This window comes from Rhodanobacter sp. B04 (genome assembly GCF_002001125.1).
Lineage (GTDB): Bacteria > Pseudomonadota > Gammaproteobacteria > Xanthomonadales > Rhodanobacteraceae > Rhodanobacter.
Genome location: NZ_MUNV01000006.1, coordinates 211,412 through 229,927 on the forward strand (window position 1 = coordinate 211,412; position 18,516 = coordinate 229,927).

General features: G+C 64.4%; 22 protein-coding genes and 1 pseudogene. 12 read left to right on the top strand and 11 right to left on the bottom strand.

Translation table 11 applies throughout. From position 1 onward, the window contains the following. Nucleotides 1-2 precede the first annotated feature (2 nt). Both B0E46_RS03660 and rpsU read right to left on the bottom strand, forming a co-directional pair. On the bottom strand, nt 3-449 hold the full coding sequence (locus B0E46_RS03660) for a GatB/YqeY domain-containing protein (RefSeq protein ID WP_077554345.1): 447 nt from the start codon (nt 447-449) through the stop codon (nt 3-5). Between the two features lie 214 nt (nt 450-663). Then, a complete protein-coding gene (rpsU, locus tag B0E46_RS03665; RefSeq protein ID WP_007081639.1) occupies nt 664-879 on the bottom strand; it encodes a 30S ribosomal protein S21 in 216 nt (71 codons plus the stop codon). A 110-nt stretch (nt 880-989) separates the two neighbouring features. Between rpsU and tsaD the strand changes: the two genes are divergently transcribed. Next, nucleotides 990-2,012: a tRNA (adenosine(37)-N6)-threonylcarbamoyltransferase complex transferase subunit TsaD gene (gene tsaD, locus B0E46_RS03670; RefSeq protein WP_077554592.1), complete on the top strand. Its 1,023-nt coding sequence runs from the start codon at nt 990-992 to the stop codon at nt 2,010-2,012. Nucleotides 2,013-2,030: 18 nt separating this feature from the next. Here the strand turns inward: tsaD and B0E46_RS03675 are convergent, their stop codons facing one another. From B0E46_RS03675 to B0E46_RS03695, 5 genes are all read right to left on the bottom strand, one after another. Further along, complete coding sequence (locus tag B0E46_RS03675) at nt 2,031-2,378, bottom strand: type II toxin-antitoxin system PemK/MazF family toxin (RefSeq protein WP_077554346.1); 348 nt, start codon at nt 2,376-2,378, stop codon at nt 2,031-2,033. Continuing rightward, nucleotides 2,375-2,626: an AbrB/MazE/SpoVT family DNA-binding domain-containing protein gene (locus tag B0E46_RS03680; protein ID WP_077554347.1), complete on the bottom strand. Its 252-nt coding sequence runs from the start codon at nt 2,624-2,626 to the stop codon at nt 2,375-2,377. Before B0E46_RS03680 ends, B0E46_RS03675 begins: the two co-directional genes overlap by 4 nt. Nucleotides 2,627-2,724: 98 nt before the next feature. Then, nucleotides 2,725-3,444, bottom strand: coding sequence for a pseudouridine synthase (locus tag B0E46_RS03685; protein WP_077554348.1), 720 nt, complete (start codon nt 3,442-3,444; stop codon nt 2,725-2,727). A gap of 119 nt (nt 3,445-3,563) precedes the next feature. Beyond that, nucleotides 3,564-4,343: an ABC transporter permease gene (locus tag B0E46_RS03690; RefSeq protein ID WP_077554349.1), complete on the bottom strand. Its 780-nt coding sequence runs from the start codon at nt 4,341-4,343 to the stop codon at nt 3,564-3,566. Then, nucleotides 4,340-5,284, bottom strand: a complete 945-nt coding sequence (locus tag B0E46_RS03695; protein WP_077554350.1) for an ABC transporter ATP-binding protein — start codon at nt 5,282-5,284, stop codon at nt 4,340-4,342. The genes B0E46_RS03690 and B0E46_RS03695 overlap by 4 nt, the downstream gene beginning before the upstream one ends. Before the next feature lie 95 nt (nt 5,285-5,379). Here B0E46_RS03695 and B0E46_RS03700 point away from each other — a divergent pair, with 95 nt between their 5' ends. The 4 genes and pseudogenes from B0E46_RS03700 to B0E46_RS03715 form a co-directional block, all read left to right on the top strand. Further along, on the top strand, nt 5,380-6,126 hold the full coding sequence (locus tag B0E46_RS03700; RefSeq protein ID WP_077554351.1) for an FAD-binding oxidoreductase: 747 nt from the start codon (nt 5,380-5,382) through the stop codon (nt 6,124-6,126). 26 nt (nt 6,127-6,152) lie between these two features. Beyond that, entirely contained in the window at nt 6,153-6,527 is a 375-nt protein-coding gene (locus B0E46_RS03705) for a hypothetical protein (RefSeq protein WP_217316314.1), read from the top strand. Further along, nucleotides 6,449-7,201 carry a nucleotidyl transferase AbiEii/AbiGii toxin family protein gene (locus B0E46_RS03710; protein WP_217316315.1) on the top strand — a complete coding sequence of 251 codons (753 nt, stop codon included), beginning with the start codon at nt 6,449-6,451 and terminating at the stop codon, nt 7,199-7,201. The genes B0E46_RS03705 and B0E46_RS03710 overlap by 79 nt, the downstream gene beginning before the upstream one ends. 268 nt (nt 7,202-7,469) lie before the next feature. Beyond that, nucleotides 7,470-7,646: pseudogene (locus B0E46_RS03715) on the top strand (ferredoxin--NADP reductase); the annotation flags it as partial. Nucleotides 7,647-7,751: 105 nt separating this feature from the next. Here B0E46_RS03715 and B0E46_RS03720 read toward each other — a convergent pair. From B0E46_RS03720 to B0E46_RS03735, 4 genes are all read right to left on the bottom strand, one after another. Then, entirely contained in the window at nt 7,752-8,867 is a 1,116-nt protein-coding gene (locus B0E46_RS03720; RefSeq protein WP_168171121.1) for a fimbrial protein, read from the bottom strand. Nucleotides 8,868-8,910: 43 nt separating this feature from the next. After that, a complete protein-coding gene (locus B0E46_RS03725; RefSeq protein ID WP_077554356.1) occupies nt 8,911-11,628 on the bottom strand; it encodes a fimbria/pilus outer membrane usher protein in 2,718 nt (905 codons plus the stop codon). Next, nucleotides 11,625-12,368 carry a molecular chaperone gene (locus B0E46_RS03730; RefSeq protein WP_077554357.1) on the bottom strand — a complete coding sequence of 248 codons (744 nt, stop codon included), beginning with the start codon at nt 12,366-12,368 and terminating at the stop codon, nt 11,625-11,627. Before B0E46_RS03730 ends, B0E46_RS03725 begins: the two co-directional genes overlap by 4 nt. 75 nt (nt 12,369-12,443) lie before the next feature. Continuing rightward, nucleotides 12,444-13,034 (bottom strand): fimbrial protein, encoded by a 591-nt coding sequence (locus tag B0E46_RS03735; protein ID WP_077554358.1) that lies wholly within the window; start codon nt 13,032-13,034, stop codon nt 12,444-12,446. Between the two features lie 420 nt (nt 13,035-13,454). On the opposite strand from B0E46_RS03735, the gene B0E46_RS03740 reads away from it, so the two are divergent. The 7 genes from B0E46_RS03740 to B0E46_RS03765 are packed head-to-tail and all read left to right on the top strand — an operon-like array spanning nt 13,455 to nt 18,423. Then, a complete protein-coding gene (locus tag B0E46_RS03740) occupies nt 13,455-14,063 on the top strand; it encodes a hypothetical protein (protein WP_077554359.1) in 609 nt (202 codons plus the stop codon). Next, a complete protein-coding gene (locus B0E46_RS03745; RefSeq protein WP_077554360.1) occupies nt 14,060-14,527 on the top strand; it encodes a hypothetical protein in 468 nt (155 codons plus the stop codon). The genes B0E46_RS03740 and B0E46_RS03745 overlap by 4 nt, the downstream gene beginning before the upstream one ends. After that, nucleotides 14,524-14,721 carry a helix-turn-helix transcriptional regulator gene (locus B0E46_RS03750; protein WP_077554361.1) on the top strand — a complete coding sequence of 66 codons (198 nt, stop codon included), beginning with the start codon at nt 14,524-14,526 and terminating at the stop codon, nt 14,719-14,721. The genes B0E46_RS03745 and B0E46_RS03750 overlap by 4 nt, the downstream gene beginning before the upstream one ends. Before the next feature lie 3 nt (nt 14,722-14,724). After that, nucleotides 14,725-16,305: an alpha/beta fold hydrolase gene (locus tag B0E46_RS03755; RefSeq protein WP_077554362.1), complete on the top strand. Its 1,581-nt coding sequence runs from the start codon at nt 14,725-14,727 to the stop codon at nt 16,303-16,305. A gap of 11 nt (nt 16,306-16,316) precedes the next feature. After that, the gene (locus B0E46_RS17665; protein ID WP_168171122.1) at nt 16,317-16,490 is read left to right on the top strand and encodes a hypothetical protein; all 174 of its coding nucleotides are present in this window, start codon (nt 16,317-16,319) and stop codon (nt 16,488-16,490) included. Beyond that, nucleotides 16,487-17,221, top strand: coding sequence for an ATP-binding cassette domain-containing protein (locus B0E46_RS03760; protein ID WP_077554363.1), 735 nt, complete (start codon nt 16,487-16,489; stop codon nt 17,219-17,221). The genes B0E46_RS17665 and B0E46_RS03760 overlap by 4 nt, the downstream gene beginning before the upstream one ends. Further along, a complete protein-coding gene (locus B0E46_RS03765) occupies nt 17,218-18,423 on the top strand; it encodes an ABC transporter permease (RefSeq protein WP_077554364.1) in 1,206 nt (401 codons plus the stop codon). The genes B0E46_RS03760 and B0E46_RS03765 overlap by 4 nt, the downstream gene beginning before the upstream one ends. The last annotated feature ends 93 nt before the right edge of the window (nt 18,424-18,516 follow it).

Sequence of the window (18,516 nt, forward strand, 5' to 3'; positions counted from 1 at the left end):
CCTCAGCCGGCCAGCTTGGCCTTGATCTTGCCCGACACCACGGCCATGTCGGCGCGGCCGGCGGCCTTTTCCTTCACCGCGGCCACCACCTTGCCCATGTCGCGGGCCGTGCTGGCGCCGGTGTCGCTGATCGCGGCCGCGATCAAGGCATCGATCTCCGCCTCGTTCAGCTTGCTCGGCAGGTAGGTCTCGATCACCACCATCTCGGCCCGTTCGATCGCCGACAGGTCCTCGCGGCCGGCGGCGTCGAACTGGTTGACCGAATCGCGCCGCTGCTTGAGCATCTTTTCCAGCGTGGCCAGCACCTGCACGTCGTCCAGCTCGATCCGCTCGTCCACCTCGCGTTGCTTGATCGCCGCCAGCATCAGCCGGATCACGCCCAGCCGGTGCTTGTCGCCGCCGCGCATGGCGTTCTTCATGTCTTCGGTGAGCTGCTGCTTGAGCGTCATGGCGAAAGCCTCGGTGGATTTGGGGGCGAGTGGCAATGGGAAGCCGATTCTACGGAAACGACGAAGCCGGCGTTGCCCTTGGGGACAACACCGGCCAGGTCGTATCGGCTGTGCTTGCGGCGGCTGCGAGAACCCGCGCCGACCGCGTTTCCTGTGCGCGCAGCGCCGGTGGCGCTGCAGGATCCACCGACGGAGCGGCGGACCAGGGGGAAACTCAGTACAGGCGGACTTTGCGCGAAACGTCACGCGACAGGCGACGCAGGTGACGCTTCACCGCGGCAGCGCGCTTGCGCTTGCGCTCCTGGGTCGGCTTTTCGTAGAACTCGCGCTTGCGCGTTTCAGCGAGCACACCGGCCTTTTCGCAGGTACGCTTGAAACGACGCAGAGCAATCTCGAACGGCTCGTTCTCGCGAACTTTTACGTTGGGCATGGAAACTCCGAGTGGTAGTCTTCCCGCGGATACGGGACTGTTGAATAGGGCGAGCCGCGAAGTATACCGTGGATAACACAGAATTTTCAAAGCCGGGCCAGACCCGGCCAATCTTGGGCATCGAAACCTCGTGCGACGAGACCGGCGTGGCGCTGTTGCGCTGGGAGCCGGATGCGCCGGGGCGCGGCCTGCTGGCGCACACCTTGTACAGCCAGATCAAGCTGCATGCCGACTACGGCGGGGTGGTGCCGGAACTGGCCAGCCGCGACCACGTCCGCAAGCTGCTGCCGTTGATCCGCGAGGCGCTGGCCAGGGCCGGCATGACCGTGCAGGACCTGGGCGGGGTGGCCTATACCGCCGGTCCCGGTCTGGTCGGCGCGCTGCTGGTGGGGGCTTCCGCCGGGCGCGCGCTGGCCTGGGCGCTGGGTGTCCCGGCGATCGGGGTACACCACATGGAGGGTCACCTGCTGGCGCCGCTGCTGGAGGAAAACCCGCCGGAGCCGCCGTTCGTGGCGCTGTTGGTGTCCGGCGGCCATTCCATGCTGGTCGAGGTCAAGGCGATCGGCCAGTACACCATCCTCGGCGACACGCTGGACGATGCCGCCGGCGAGGCGTTCGACAAGACTGCCAAGTTGATGGGCCTGCCGTATCCGGGTGGCCCGGCGCTGGCCAAACTGGCCGAACAGGGCCGCGCCGGCGCCCTCCGCTTCTCCCGCCCGATGACCGACCGACCGGGGCTGGATTTCAGCTTTTCCGGCCTGAAGACCCAGGTGCTGCTGGCCTGGCAGAAGTCGGATCAGAGCGATCAGACCCGTGCCGACATCGCCCGCGCGTTCGAGGAGGCGATCGTCGACACCCTGATCATCAAGTGCCGACGTGCCCTGCAGGCCAGCGGCGCCCATCGGCTGGTGATCGCCGGCGGCGTCGGCGCGAACCGGAGATTGCGCAGCGAACTGGCCGCAGCCGGCATCAAGGACGGGTTCCAGGTGTATTTTCCGCGACTGGACTTCTGCACCGACAACGGCGCGATGATCGCCTTGGCTGGCGCGATCCGGCTGGCCGGTGGCCAGCATCAGGATGCATCGGTGCAGGTTTATCCCCGCTGGGATCTGCAGAGCCTGCCGGCGGCGTAAGCGATACGCGCCGCGGTGCTATTCGAGAATCGAGCGCACCGCATCGAGCGCTTCATCGACCAATTGGATCGGCGCCTTTTCGATGCGTCTGAAAGTGCGGGCGCACGCGTCGACGGTATGCGTCTGGTCGCATAGAACCACGCCTTGCGTCGCGGTGCCGGTTCCCATCAGGGTCACGCTGAAGCCGTTTTCGCGGGAAGCGCTGCCGCCTTGGGTGATCGGCGCCACCAGCAACAGGTCGGACGCCTTGTTGAAGGTATCCGCCGAAAGGACGAGAACGGGGCGTGAGCCGCGGATTTCCCGAACATGGGTCGGATCAAGGCTCAGTTCGAGAATGTCGCCGCGCTGCGGTATGCCACGGCTCACAGCAGTTCGCGTCCGGCCGGTTCGTCCGTGAGCCAGCTTTCCTCACGCTGCCAGGCGGCAGGTGACTTCGGGCTGACGGCAAGGCGATCTGCCAGGCTGCGTTTCGCGGGGGCCACGGACAAGACGCGACCTTCCACCGACAGCTCAACGATCGAGCCGGCTTCAACGGCAAGTGTCTGCGCGATGGCCTTGGGGATCGACAGGATGATCGAGCCGCCGGATTGACGAAGCGTGGCTGTGCACGACATCAGGAGCGTCCGTGAAGTTTTACTTGAGTAAAACACAATGCCGTGATGGCGAAAGCGCAAGCGAACCTACGGGGTTCGTTCAGCGATGCCTCGCGAACTCACCATTGCGTACGCCCCGGCAGCAGGCCCTTCAACTCTGCCTCGGTGAGATTGCGCCACTGCCCGACCTTTAGATGGGCGAGCTTCACGTTGACGATGCGCACGCGGCGCAGCTGGGTCACGCGGTAGCCGAACGCGGCGGCCATCAGGCGGATCTGCCGGTTCAGGCCCTGGGTCAGCACGATCGAGAAGCCGAACTTGGCGATCCGGCGCACGCGGCAGGGCTGGGTCATCTGGCCGTGGATGCGCACGCCCTTGGCCATGCCGGCCAGGAAGTCGTCGGTGACCGCCTTGTTCACCGCGACCAGGTATTCCTTCTCGTGGCCGTTCTCCGCACGCAGGATCTCGTTGACGATGTCGCCGTTGCTGGTGAGCAGGATCAGCCCTTCCGAATCCTTGTCCAGCCGCCCGATCGGGAAGATCCGCTGCGGATGGTCGACGAAGTCCACGATATTGCCGTCGACGCCGTGATCGGTGGTGCAGGTGATGCCGACCGGCTTGTTCAGCGCGATATACACCGCCTTCTTCGCCGCGGGCGTGGCGGCGAGGATGCGCGCCCGCACGATCTCGCCATCGACGCGCACTTCGTCGCCTTCGAGTGCCTTGGCACCGGTGCCGACGACTTCGCCGTTGATGGTGACGCGGCCGGCGAGCAACAGATCATCCGCCTCGCGGCGCGAGCACAGGCCGGCTTCGCTGATGTATTTGTTTACGCGCATAGGCGAACAACCTTGAACGAATACGAGGAGTCCGTCATTCCAGCGCAAGCTGGAATCCAGTGCCTTTAGGCGGCAAAGTCACTGGATCCCTGCCTTCGCAGGGATGACGAGCAAAAAAATCAGGAGCGCAGCCCGACACCGCGCTTGAGCAACTGCAGCGCCACGATCGACAGCCCGACCACGAAGCCGATCATCACCACGAACGCGACGCCTACATCCACGTCGCTGATGCCGAGTACGCCGAAGCGGAACGCGTTGACCATGTACAGGATCGGGTTCGCGTGCGAGATCGCCTGCCACGGCTCGCTCAGCATCTTCACCGAATAGAACACGCCGCCCAGATAGGTCAGCGGGGTCAGGATGAAGGTTGGCACCAGCGCGATGTCGTCGAACTTCTTCGCGTACACCGCATTGACGAAGCCGGCCAGCGAGAAAATCGTGGCGCCGAGCAGCACCGACAGGAAGGTGATGAAGGGATGCGCCACATGCAGCGAAGTGAAGAGCAAGGCGATGCCCAGCACCATCGCGCCGACCACCAGCCCGCGCGCCACCGCGCCGGTGACATAGCCGAGCAGGATCACCCAGTTCGGCATCGGCGACACCAGCATCTCCTCCACCGCGCGGCTGAACTTGGCGCCGAAGAACGAGCTGGAGATGTTCGCGTAGCAGTTGTTGATCACGCTCATCATGACCAGGCCGGGCACGATGTACTGCATGTAGCTGAAGCCGCCCTGGATCGTGCCGATGCGGCTGCCGATCAGCTTGCCGAAGATCACGAAGTACAGCGTCATGGTGATCGCCGGCGGGATCAGCGTCTGCGTCCAGATCCGCACGATGCGCACGATCTCGCGGCGCACGATGGTGTTGAGGGCGACCAGGTTGGCGGCGGTATTGCTCATGCTGCCTGCTCCTTGCCGTTGCGGCCGCCTTCAACGAGGCGCACGAACAGCTCCTCCAGCCGGTTGGTCTTGTTGCGCATCGAGGTCACCATGATGCCGTGCGTGGACAATGCCGCGAACAGCGAGTTGAGGTCATGCGAGCGGGCCATCTCGGCTTCCAGCATGTGTTCGTCGCGACGGCGCAGGGTGACGCCGGGCAGGCTGGGCAGTTCATCCGGCATGGCAGTGACGTCCAGCACGAACGTCTCCACATCCAGCGTCGCCAGCAGGCGCTTCATCGTGGTGTTCTCGATGATCGTGCCGTGGTCGATGATCGCGATGTTGCGGCACAGCGACTCGGCTTCCTCGAGGTAGTGCGTGGTGAGGATCACCGTGGTGCCGGCGGCATTGATGGCGCTGACGAACTGCCACATCGAGCGGCGGATCTCGATGTCCACGCCGGCGGTCGGCTCGTCGAGGATCAGCAGCTTCGGCTCGTTCATCATCGCGCGGGCGATCATCAAACGGCGCTTCATGCCGCCGGACAAGGTGCGCGCCTGCATCTGCGCCTTGTCCCACAGGCGCAGTTCCTTCAGGTACTTCTCCGCGCGCTCGGCGGCGATCTTGCGCGGGATGCCGTAGAAACCCGCCTCGTTCACGCAGATGTCGAACGGCTTCTCGAACTGGTTGAAGTTGATCTCCTGCGGCACCAGGCCGATCAACTTCATCGCCTCGCTGCGCTGCTTGTTGACCGACACGCCGAACACCTGCGCGTCGCCGCCACTGGAGTTCACCAGCGAGGACAGGATGCCGATCAAGGTGGATTTGCCGGCCCCATTGGGGCCGAGCAGGGCAAAGAAATCGCCGGGCTGCACCGTCAGCGAGATGCCCTTGAGGGCCTCCACGCCGTTGCTGTAGGTCTTGCGCAGGTTGTCGACGACAAGGGCGGGAGTGGGGGACATGGGCTGCACCGAAGGGGCCAAGCCACTTATTATAGCGGGCCAACCCCTGTCGACCGGATTTGCCGGGCGCACGCACTGTTTCCCGGATTCCGTTCATGGCCGATCATTTCCAGCTCCGTCTCGTCGACAGCCACATGCTGGCACCCAGCGTGCGCCATCTGGCGTTCGAGCGCGTCGACGGCCAGCCGCTGGCGTTCCAGCCGGGCCAGTTCCTGCAGGTGCACTTCCATTACGACGACGGCACCGCGACCAAGCGCAGCTACTCGGTGGCCACCGTGGGCGACGGCAGCTCGCCGGTGCAGCGCATCGAGATCGCGGTGAGCTATGTCGATGGCGGCGCCGCGACCAAGTTGCTGGGAGGCCTCGAAAACGGCGGCATCATCGACGCCAGCGGTCCGTACGGCCGTTTCTGCCTGCAGGAGGCGGATACCCATCCGCGCTACCTGCTGCTCGCCACCGGCACCGGCGTCACCCCGTACCGCGCGATGCTGCCGCAGATCGAGAAGCTGCTGGCGAGAGGCGGCCGCGAGGTGGTGCTGCTGTACGGCGCGCGCAACGAAGGCGAACTGCTGTACGGCGAGGAGTTCGAGGCGTTCGCGCAGTCGCATCCGGGCTTCACCTTCCACGGCTGCCTCAGCCGCGCGCCGCGCGCGGTGCCGCGCGCCAGCGACCGCAGTGGCCATGTGCAGGCCGTGCTGGCCGAACTGGCACCCAGCGCCGAGCGCGATATCGCCTACCTGTGCGGCAACCCGAACATGGTCGACGCTGCCTTTGCGGCGCTGAAGGAGTTCGGTCTGCCGGTGCCGCAGATCCGTCGCGAGAAGTACATTTCGTCGCGGTAGGCGCGCCCCGCAAATGAACGTTGCAAATGGTCTTCTCCACGTCTGTGCCAGCCGCTTTCAAGTACAATGGAAACCGGCGTTTCGCGAGGACCATCGTCATGGCGACAGGGCAACTTGATCCTTTGCTGTTGCACCGACTCGCCGCCAAATACGTCTGGTGGAAGGGCGCTGACGAGGCCGCGGTCATGCCGGAGCGTGTGATCGCGCAGACGATGAACATGGGCGACTACGATGATGTGCTGGCGCTTTCGGAACAGCTTGGCGATGACCGCCTGCGCCGGGTGCTGCAACACGCTGAAATCGGGCAGTTCAACGAACGCTCGTGGGCGTACTGGCACTACCGCCTCGGCATGGCGAAGCCGGGCGTGCTGCCTCCTCTGCCGAAACGCCGGCTGGGATGAGCGGGACATTCAGCCCGCGCCTGTCGATCCTGCCGGAGAGTCAACGACGTCTCTGGCCGGAGCTTCGTCCGGCGACCGGACTCGGGTTCGTGTTGTACGGCGGCACCGCCATCGCGTTGCGGCTGGGTCATCGCCAGTCGGTCGATTTCGACTTCTTCACGGCAAAGCCGCTTGACCGGGAGGCACTGAACGAGGCATTTTCGTTCATTCGACGTGCGATTGCGCTGCAGAGCGGCCCCGAGACCCTCACCCTCAACGTGCCGGATGCGGAGATGTCCGACCGGTACGTCAAAGTGTCGTTTTTCGGTGCGATCGACTTCGGCCGCTACGCCGCACCGGACATGACGGAAGACGGCGTGCTTCAAGTGGCTTCGCTGGACGACCTGATGGCGACCAAGCTCAAGGTTCTGATGCAGCGGGTCGAGGCCAAGGATTACCAGGACATCGCCGCCATGCTGAACGCCGGGAGCGACCTCAGTCTCGGCCTGGCCGTTGCGAAGGAGATGTTCGGCAACACCTTCCAGCCGAGCGAAAGCCTCAAGGCCATGACCTGGTTCGAGGGCGGCGACCTTCAACGGCTGACCGACGACGAGAAGCGCGCTCTGATCGAGGCGGCAAGCGCCGTGCGTCGGCTTCCGCATGTCGAGATGGCTATGCACGGACTTGGAGCGTAGCGCCGCGCATTGCGGTCTCGACGCATCTTTTCGGCGACACGGTCAGTGCAAACCGAACGTGACATGCTTGGCTGCGCCGGCTCTCGGCCATGGCCGCTGCTGTATGTGCACTGCAGGCGGAGTTGCAAAACTCAACCTGACTCCGTTCGTCGCGGAGTTCGACCCGCCCATCGACCGCGCAAGCCACCGGGGTCGGGGTAAGTGACCCCGTTCTGTAGGAGTTTTCAGGAAGTTGGCGCGGTTTCAGCCATGTGCCACTTCGCGCAGCACCGACCGCAGCGGCCACGTGCAGAACGTGCTCGCCGAAATCAGTCCCAGCGCCGAGCGTGACATCGCTTATCTGTGTGGCAACCCGAACATGGTCGATGCGGCATTTGCTGCACTGAAGGAATTTGGCCTGCCAGTGCCGCAAATCCGGCGCGAGAAGTACATTTCGTCGCGTTGAGTGGACCGGTGCTCCCGGCCAAAGGATCGCATCTGCATGTGTGCACGCTTGAATGCGTGGAATACCAATGTTGGCCAGCACAAGTCGAGGCCCGGGTGCCCCGCATTATTGATAGGTCATAGTGTAGGTGGCGGTGGCTTGCACATTGCCCGGAGTTACCGGGGTGGCGGTCTGGTAATACTGCGCATAGAGATTGAACGTGAAATTGGAATTGGCGCCGCTGGTGGTGCCTACGGAGAAGGCTGTGCCGAACGTGACCGGGGTCGTGCCATTGGACTGGAGTATCCGGATGCCTACGTTGCTGGCGTAGCCGGTGCCTGCGGGCGCAATCACGCCGTTGACGCCGGTGTAAGGCGTATTGGTGTTCAGTGTCGCGCTCACTTTCAGATTGCTGGTGCAGCCGGTGAGGTTGATGCTGAACGGCGTAGTGCCGGCCGTGGTTCCCGCGCTGGTGAGGCTGACCTGCGGCACGGCTGGCAGGGTCACCGCCACGTTCTGGCTGCCCGTGCTCACGCTGCAGGTGGATGCCGTGAACGTCACGCCGCCGGAAAGGAAATTCATAAATGCGTAGCCATTGGCGGCAGTCCCACAACTTTTGAGAGCGTTGCCATTATTGTTTAGTTTGGCATTTTGGGTGCAGATATTATCTATCTCCCACTGGCCAAGTAGCGTTCCGGCTGGGATCTGATTGCCGCTGGAAGGTAGGACGCCAGTGGAAAATAGTTGAAACGTACTGTTATCAGTGAACTGCGTTCCAGAGTAACCGGGAGCGGGATAGGAGCCCGTGTTGTATATAGGGATGGGAGTTCCGGCGCGCTGAATTTGAAAAGCCACGCCTGGCGTTGGGCTGTAAATGGTGTTGTTGGCCGTGTTGTAGGTGCCGTATACGGGCGACAGGCCACCCGTTGTGGAATTTGAGCAATAGATATAAATGGTGCCACTGCTTGCGGTGGCCGAAACAGGGTTGCCAATTGGGTTGCCAGCGACGGGGTTCGAAGGCAGTGCGATCGTGATGGGGGTCATGGTGACGTTTTGCACGGTTGGAGCGTTGATAGGCGTGTTACTGGTTGCCGAGTTTCCAAACCAGCATGTTGCACTTTGTGCGGCTGCCGCCTTGGGCATAATGGCCAGGACAAACAGCAGCGCCAGCAGCCATGTCTGGAGGGATGGCGCATAGGCCGAACGTGCTTGATGGAAACATTGCGCAAGGTTCGTTTTCATGGCGCACCAGAAAAGCATTGATGGGTGTTTGTTACGGCCGTCATCAGGGTGTGGCGCAGGAGACAGGGATCGGCTGGAGCGATGTTGCCGCTTTCCTGTCATGCGCTGCGACCTGGTAATTGAAGCGACAGATGTTCGTGCCTTGATCCTGCTGCAGCGTGAGCGTGCCCGAGGTCGCGTGTACGCCGAGCAAGGCTTGGCCTGCTTGCCCCACGATACCCACGGTGTTGCCCCGGGCGTCAAGAACCTCGGCGCCGAACGGCGCCGGCTTGCCGTCCGGCATGCGGATCTTGACGATCAGCGGTGACCCGGCCTGGCTCTTGAAGTTCGCCATCACCACGGCGCCCTGGTAGGGGGCCACTTGGGCGCTGGTCGCATCCAGTTGCACGCCCAGCGAGAAATCCTGCGGATCGAGCTGGATGGTGTTGAGCTGGTAGGGCGTCAAGTAGGGCACCAGGCCGTAGCCAGAGCTGTTCACTTGGGCGTTTGGTGCGTTGGCGATACGCGTGCCCCCGGCGTCGGGCGCATGCACGATTGCCACAGTGTCGCCGGTCGGCTGGCCGAAGAGGACGCCGCCACGGAATGCGACCACTGCGCCGCTGACGTTCACCGATTGCTGCGAGTAGCCGCTGCCGGTGCCGGCGCTCGCGTTGAACACGGCGTAGGGGCTGCTGTAACCGGCATTTGCGCTCACGGTGTCGCCGATGGCGCCGTCGCCGTGCGAAGCCGTGGCGCCATAGGTGAACTGGTTCCACTGGCCGGCGGTGCCGCTCAGCATGGCCTGTTCCTGGGTGCCGGTGGTATCGCCGTGGCTGACGTTGACCGACAGGTTCGGCGCGTGGGCGCTGCGGCCCAGCGGCAGGCTGGCATTGAGAAAAACCTGGTTGTCGTAGCCGCCAAGCCCGGTGCGGCCGCGCGACAGCGTGACGTTGTAGGAAAGCCGCTTGATGTGGTTGCTGTAGCCGAACTGGAATTGCGTATCACGACCGTGCTGGTTCCAGTAGTCGTTGACGGATACGTTGGCGTACAGGTTGCCGTAGCGCTCGCCCAACTGCTGGTTGGTGGTCAGCGTGAAGCGATCGCGCTGTTGCAGAAGGCCCGTGGGCGTCAAAAGGTTGTCCGGGTTATAGGTGGTGCCGGCCAACGCCGCGCGCTGCGCGGGCGTCAAGAGGCTCAGTACGGGCACACCATCGACCATGGGAATGTTCGCCAGCTGGTATTGCAGGGTGTCGATGCCGCGCTGCGCGTAGTCGCGCGCGTACTCGGCGTTCCCGAGGCTCAGGAACCCGCTGGTCGAATAGCGGTAGGCCGCAACGGTGATCGAGGTTTTCGTTTCCGGGATGATCTTGCTGTAGGTGATGCGGAAGCTTTGGCCGTTGTGGGTGCCGTAGCCCGGAATGCTGGCGTGGGCCTGGGTGACGTCCAGCGCCAGCGCACCGAAACGCGTGTTGAAGGCGCCGCCCACCAGGGCCGCGGCGTAGCCCGTCGAACCCTGCACGCCCGCGTAGCCGGTCAGCAGATTGTTGAAACCGTGCTGGATGGTGCCTTCGATCACGCCCGGCTTGTTGGTCAGGGCGTAGGTGTTGCGCAGCTGGCCGGCCGCGATGTCGAACCGGGTGATGCCCGGCCGCAGCAGCTGCGCCACCGACGCGTAGGGCATGCTGAACGTGTGGGTGTGGCCGTCGGCTTCGGTTACGGTGACGATGAGATCGCCACCGTAACCGGTCGGATACATGTCGTCGATGACGAACGGCCCGGGCGCGACCGTGGTCTGGTAGATCTGCACGCCGTTCTGGCTCACCGTGACCTTGGCATTGCTGTCGGCCACGCCGCGGATGACAGGGGCGTAACCCTGCAGCGATTGCGGCAGCATGCTGTCGTCCGTGCCGAGTTGCACGCCGCGCAGGCTGAGGCTGTCGAACACCGCGCCATCGGTGTAGCTGTCGCCGATGGTCAGGGTGGAATGCAACTTGGGCAGGTCGCGCTGCACATAGGTGTTGATGTTCTGCCAATGGTGCTGGCTGGGTGTGCCGGCGCCGCCGGATGTCCATGTGGCGGTGGATTGTTCGCGGAGATGCCACGGCCCCAGGTTGAAGCCGGCGTTGAGGCCAAGATAGGTACTGGTCTGGCTTTGGCCGCTGTTGCTGGTGTGATAGCTGTTGAGGTTGTAGTTGAGCAGGAACGCCGGCACGCCGGCATCCCACGATGCCGGGCTGACGTAGCCGCGCGGCATCTGCCCCGAATAGGCTTGGGGGATGCTGGCATCGAGCCGCAGGTCGGACTGGTCGTAGGTGAAGGTTGCTCCCGGGATCAGGTCAGCAAGTTGCACGCAACCGGTACCGGCTGCCAACTGCGCCGCAGCGGCTGTGGCCGACTTGGCCGGCGCAAGGCCCATCCGATTCATCAGGTCGGTGGTGACGCAGGGCTCTGCGTTGGCGTCGTCGGATGGTGCGGCAAAGCGGACGTCTGTGCGGGCCTTCCACGCGCCGTTGACGTACACGTCGAGGCTGTAGCTGCCAGGCAACACGGTGACGCCATGTTCGAAGCGAGCAAGGTCGGCGGCGTTGGCGCCACCGCCTGCCAGCATGCTGCGGTCGAATTCGACAGAGCTGTTGCTGGCTGTCGCCGGCCCCGCAGCTGCGGCGGCGGCATTGCTGGGCATGGCCCAGCCCATGGTGGCCAGCCCCGCCACACAGGCCAACGCCAACGCCGAGTACTTCGGCGCGTTGATAGCGTTGGCAGTGGCGTGCCGGAACGTCATTGCGCGATCACGCCCTTGTGATCGTTGGTGGCCCCAAAGTCGTTGATGGTTGCAAAGACGACGGGCGTGCCGGCAGCGGCCGTGTGGGCCACGCCTTTCAGCGTGAGTTTCAGATCACTGAAGGGCGCCACCATCCCGTTGTTGTCGCCGTTGGCCTTGGTGTCGCTACCCAGCGCGAGGCCGTTGATGGTGATGTAGTACGGCGTCGGGTTGTGGATTTCGACTGCGCCGCCGGGTGCCGCTTTGAAGGTCAGTTGGTCCGGTGCTTTCAGCACATCGCCCGGCAATTTCGCCGAGCGGTAGAAAAGCTTGATCCGCGAGCGGATCGCGAACTGCAAATAATTCTTGTCGGCGAATTGCAGGTCGGTCGGCTTCGGCGGAATTTCGAGCACGTTGAGGTAGAACACCGACTCGCGGTCGGTCGGCAACGGCTTGGCGCCCGGTACGAACAGGATGCGCAGGCTCTGGTCCTTGTGCGCGTCCATCCGGAACAGGGGCGGCGTAATCAGGAAGGGCGTCTTGTTGGTAGTGTCGGGCGTCGAGTTGACGTCGCCGTCGTCGATCCAGGCTTCGACCAGCGCCGGCTGGGTGTTTTCGTTGGTCAGGCGCACCGTCGCCTCGTTCTGCGCGGCGTTGAAGATCACGCGGGTGCCAGTGATGACGACGCTGGCGTGGGCGGCGGGCGCTGCAAGGCACAAAGCTGCCGCTGCCGTGCCCAGTGCACGGGTCAGGATATTCATGGACGATCTCCAGTGGTGGGGTCAAACCTCGAACCCGCTGCGCGATCCGCGCACAGCGGGTTCGAGGTTTGCGGCTTACTGGTAGCTGACGTTGAACTGAGCGCTGGTGCTCACGGCGCCGGTACCGGTCGTCGCCGACCACGCCGCAAGCGGGTAATACATCGCGTAGAAGTTGTAGTACGCGGAGGTCGCAGGCCCAGCGCCCATGTTTACCGCGCCGGTGACCGTCGCTCCATCCAGTACCACGGCGGTACCACCCGTAGTCGCGGGTGCCGTTGCTGTCCCGGTTGCGCTCGTCGTGTACATCAACTGCACATCCATGTTCGTCACGCCGGTGTTTTTGAGGGTGCCGGTAGCGGTGTCTGCGTTGGTCGTTTGGAACCCAAGACCGATCGACAGGCCCGTTGGGCTTGCCGGGCAGCCGGTGAGTGCCACGCTGAAGCCCTTGGCGCCAGTCGTATAGGCGCTGCCGGCGGTCAGGGCTGATGCTTGCACGTTAGGCAATACCACATTTGCATTTGCGCCATTGACGGCAACGGTGCAGGTGCCGCTTATCACCTTGCCGGTGATGTTGATGGTTCCGTCGGCGGCGCGGGCCGCCTGCGGGGCGAGGGCTGCGACGCCGAAACCGGCGATCAGTGCAGCGGAGAGGAGAGTCTTGTTCATGCGTATTTCCTTTCAGGATGTTGGGTAACTAACTGGTTCGACGCGCTGGTGGACAAATGTGGTCGCACTACTGCACCACCCCGACTGCAGCCTTGCGCGTGGCTGGTCACCGGGGAATGTGCAATCTGTATGCCAAGCCTTGGCTGTGAACGATTACCGCGGCCCCTTGCCATCGGTGAGGGGATGAAATATGCAGCGCATATGGATGTTTGGCCTGCGTTGTGGGTCATCCCTAACAAATTATGGCAGTTAAAGTGCGAACTGCGTCACCTATTTTGAGCGATATCTTCACCAAACGAATACGCACGCAATTGCGTTTCTGCTAGAAATTGCCCGAATGTAAAGCACGCTTGACACCGGTTGGGGCGCTTCGTACTCTATGCCTGTCAAGTCAACTTGACATGGCCATGGGAGCTTTCCTTGAGCAAGCCGCGTTCGATTCATCAGCGCTACCAGCGCGAGTTCTGGCCGGCGATGGCGGCCTATATCGCCATCATGTTTCTGCTGTGGCCGTTGCTGCCGCGGGTGCACGACCACGCGCTGCTGGAAATCGCCCTGGCGTTGCTGCCGGTGCTGCCGGTGCTGTTCGTGGTGCGCGCGATGGTGCGGCTGGTGCTGGGCAGCGACGAACTGGAACAGCGCATCCACCTGATCGGCTTGGCGGTGGCGGCCACGGTGGTGAGCATGCTGAGTCTGGCCGGCGGGTTTCTCGCCGCCGCCGGGGTGATCAAGCTCGATGGCGCGATCCTGATCTGGGTCTGGCCCACGCTGGTGGTGGTGTATGCCATCGGGCGTGGTTGGGCCAGTCGCCGCTACGGCGGCGGCAGCGATGTGCTGTGCAACAACGGTGTGGCCCTGTACTGGCGCGTGTTGCTGGTGGCGCTGGTGATTGCCGCGATCGCCGGGCTCGGCTGGCATCAGTTGGGCGATTACCAACTGGGCATGCTGTGCGGCATGAGCGCGGCGCTGGCGGCATGGGGGCTGGTGCTGGCCATCATGAAGTGGCGTCGTGGGAGGATTGCCGAATGAGCGGCCTGCGCGGATACGTGCAGGCCCTGCGTGATCTCCTCCTGCATGCTTACACACGCAGGGTGCTGGAAGTGGAGGAGCGCACGGCGGAGCGGCGGATGCGCCTGTCGCCGGCAGAAATGGTCTCGCTTGTCGCCTATCTGGCCGCGCTGCTCGTTTCGCACCTGGGGCTGCCGCACGTGCAGTCGGGCTTGACACGCGTCCTGGTGGCGTTGCTGCCGTTGCCGCCGATCGTGCTGATCGTGCTGCTTTCGGTGCGCCGTGTGCTGGCGCTGGATGAGCTGCAACGACGGATCGAGCTGGTTGCGCTGGCGGTCGTTGCCGTCAGCACCTGGCTGGGCTGCGTGACCTGCTGGCTGCTGCAGCATGCGGGCATGGCCATGCCGTCGCTGTCGCTGGGGTTTCTTGCCATGGGCGTTCTGTATGGCGTCGCCCGGCGTTGGGCACAGCGTCATTACGCATGAATAACCACGTACGCGAACTGCGCGGCGAGCAGGGCTGGTCGCAGGCGGATCTGGCCGAGCGGCTGGAGGTGTCGCGGCAGACCATCAATGCGATCGAGACCGGCAAATACGATCCCAGCCTGCCGCTGGCATTCAAGATCGCGAAACTGTTTGGCCGTCCAATTGAATCCATTTTTGCACCGGGTGAGGAGTAGGGCATGGCATTGAAGGGACGTACCGCGATGCGCATCGGCGCGGTGGTCGTGGGGCTGGGGGTGCTGGCGTGGAAGCAGTTCCACCATCCCCAACAGGCCGCGGCACCGGTTGCGCCGGATCTACAGAAAGCCACAGCCGTGGCCAGCACGCTGCCGCCGGCCAAGCCGGCGACATGGACCCTCGGCACGGTGACGCTGACCGCGTGCCAGCTGCACCAGCCCAACAGCGGGCTCAGCACGACGGCGTGGTGCGCCGATTTTCCGGTACCGGAAAACCGCGACGATCCGCACGGCCGCACGATCAAGCTGAAGCTGGCGCTGCTGCGCTCCAGTGCGCAGGTGGCGAGCAAGGACATGCTGGTGTTTCTTGCCGGCGGCCCGGGCCAGGCGGCGACTGATTCGGCGGGCACGATCGCCTCGATGCTGGAGCCCTTGCGCGCCCATCGCGACGTGTTGCTGCTCGACCAGCGCGGTACCGGCGGCTCCAACGCGCTGACCTGCAAGCAGTCCGACGACGCGGCCACGCCGGCTGACGACGACAGTTTCGATGCCGACAAGATGCGCGCGGCGGCGGCCGACTGCCTGAAGCAGCTGGCCAGCCACGCCGATCCGCGCTTCTACACCACCACGGTCGCGACGCAGGATCTGGAAGACGTGCGCAAGGCGCTCGGTTCGCCGCAGTTCGACCTGGTCGGCGTGTCGTACGGCACGCGGATGGCGCAGCAATACCTGATGCGTTATCCGGATGCGGTGCGCAGCGTGGTGCTGGACAGCGTGGTACCCAATTCACTGGCGCTGGGCGAGGACTTTGCACGCAACCTGGACGACGCGCTGAAGGCGCAGTTCGCCCGCTGCACCGCCGAGCCGGCGTGCAAGAAGCAGTTTGGCGATCCGGACCAGACGCTGTATCAGCTGCGCGACGCGTTGCGCGCGAACCCGCACGAAGTGAGCTTCCGCGACCCGCAGAGCTACCAGACCGTCAAACGCGTGCTGAACGAGAATTCGCTGGCCGGCGTCGTGCGCATGTTCGCCTATACGCCAGCCACGGCGGCGCTGCTGCCGTTGTCGATCGACGCGGCCGCGCATGGCGATGTCGGCCCGCTGCTGGGCCAGGCGAAGATCCTGTCCGGCGACCTGTCCGAACTGATGGGCAGCGGCATGCAGTATTCGGTGATCTGCGCCGAGGATGCCGACCTGCTCAGCGCCCGCCCGCAGGACGCCAGCACCATCCTCGGCACGCGCATGGTCGACGCGCTGAAGGCGGTCTGCTCGGTATGGCCGAAGGGCGCGCGCCCGGCGGATTTCCATCAGCCACTGAAGACCGACAAGCCGGTGCTGCTGCTGACCGGACAATACGATCCGGTGACGCCGCCGCGCTACGCGCAGGAAGTGGCGAAAGGACTGCCGAACGCGCGCGTGCTGGAACTCAAGGGCCAGGCCCACAGCGTGATGTCGGCCGGCTGTACGCCGACGCTGGTCCAGCATTTCGTCGAGAAGCTCGACCCGAAGGGGCTGGATGCGACCTGCCTGGATCGGCTGCGGCCCACGCCGATCTTCATCGACTTCAACGGTGCAACCCCTTGAGGAGCCGCGCCATGAGAAAGCGCTACGTATTGGCGAACGCCATGCTGTGGGCCGCGGCGATCCTCGCTGCCGCCGTGCTCAAGACACCCATGTTCTTTTCCCTCATCCTGCTTCCGCTGCTGGCCACGCTGTCGCTGCTGACGGCCAGCCGGGATGCATGCCTAAACCGGAGTGACATCTCGTGATCGAAGTCAGGGACCTGCACAAGGCCTTCGGCGCGGTGAAAGCCGTCGACGGCGTCAGTTTCACCGCTCGCGATGGCGAGATCACCGGCCTGCTCGGCCCCAACGGCGCCGGCAAGACCACCACGCTGCGCATGCTGTACACCTTGATGGCGCCGGATCGCGGCCAGGTGCTGGTGGATGGCATCGATGCGGCGGTCGATCCGCTGCGCGTGCGGCGCGAGCTCGGCGTGCTGCCGGATGCGCGCGGTCTCTACAAGCGGCTCACCGCACGCGAGAACATCGAGTACTTCGGCCGCCTGCATGGCCTGCCGGAAGACCTGCTGGCCAGCCGGCGCGACAGCCTGATCAAGGCACTGGAGATGGGCGACATCGCCGATCGTCGCACCGAGGGTTTCTCGCAGGGCCAACGGGTGAAGACCGCGATCGCCCGCGCACTGGTGCATGACCCGCGCAACGTGATCCTCGACGAGCCGACCAACGGGCTCGACGTGATGGCCACGCGCGCATTGCGCCAGTTCATGACCGGGCTGAAGGCGGAAGGCCGTTGCGTGCTGTTTTCCAGCCACATCATGCAGGAGGTGGCTGCGCTGTGCGACCGCATCGTGGTGATCGCGCACGGCCGCGTGGTCGCCGACGAATCGCCGGACGCGCTGCGTGCGCAGACCGGCGAGAACAACCTGGAGGATGCGTTCGTGAAGATCATTGGCAGCGACGAGGGCCTGGCCGCATGAATACCGTCCCCACGAAACTGCGAAGCGGCGGCGCCTTCCTCACCGTGTTCCTGAAGGAGGTGAAGGAAAACCTGCGCGACCGGCGCACCCTGATGAGCGCGTTCCTCACCGGCCCGTTGCTGGGGCCGCTGATCTTCGTGATGCTGATCAACGTCACCCTCAACCGCGAACTGGACAAGGCGGAGAAGTCGCTGCCGGTGCCGGTCATCGGCGCCGAGTACGCACCGAACCTGGTCGACGCACTGAAGGCCGGCGGCGTGGTGCCGGGTCCGGCGGTGGCCGATCCGGAGCGGGCCGTGCGCAAGCAGGATGCCGACGTGGTGCTGCGCATCGCTCCGGATTACGGCAAGGCCTGGCGCAAGGGCGAGCCGGTGCAGGTGGAGCTGTTCTACGACTCGTCGCAACGCGATGCGAATACCTCGGTAGAGCGGGTGAGCCGGCTGGTCGAAAGCTATGGCCGCCAGCAGGGCGCGCTGCGTCTGGTCGCACGCGGGATGTCGCCGACCACGGCGTGGCCGCTGCAGGTCGCACGTCGCGACCAGGCCACGCCGCAGTCGCGCGCGGTGCTGATGTTCGCGATGCTGCCGTACTTCTTCGTGATCACCGTGTTCATGGGTGGCATGTACCTGGCGATCGACCTCACCGCCGGCGAGCGCGAGCGGCAGTCACTGGAGCCGCTGTTCGCCAACCCGGTGGCGCGCTGGAAGATCCTGTGCGGCAAGCTGGCGGCGATCTGCGCGTTCTCCAGCGCCAGCCTGCTGATCACCCTGCTGGCATTCGCGGTGGTGGGGCAGTTCATCCCCGCCGAGAAGATCGGCATGGAGCTGGACCTGGGCGTGCATTTCGCGGCCAACGTGCTGCTGCTGATGCTGCCGCTGGTGCTGCTGCTGTCCGCGCTGCAGTCGATGGTGGCGGCGTTCGCCAAGAGTTACCGCGAGGCGCAGACGTATATTTCGCTGCTGATGCTGGTGCCGCTGATTCCCAGTGCGTTGCTGTCGTTCATGCCGATCAAGGCGCAGGCATGGATGTATGCGATCCCGCTGCTGGGCCAGAACCTCGGCATCATGCAGTTGCTGCGCGGCGACGGTGTCAGCACGGAGCAGATCGGGCTGTGCCTGCTGGGCAGCATGGCGGCGGCGCTGGTCGCGCTGCTGGCCACCGTCCAGATGTATCGCTCCGAACGGTTGGCGATTTCGGCCTGAGCCAGGCCACATCGCAGTGAAATGAAAGGGAGGTGCCTGTGGCACCTCCCTTTGCCGTTCGGGCGCGGGGGTTGCCTGCGGGTTCTGGTGCCG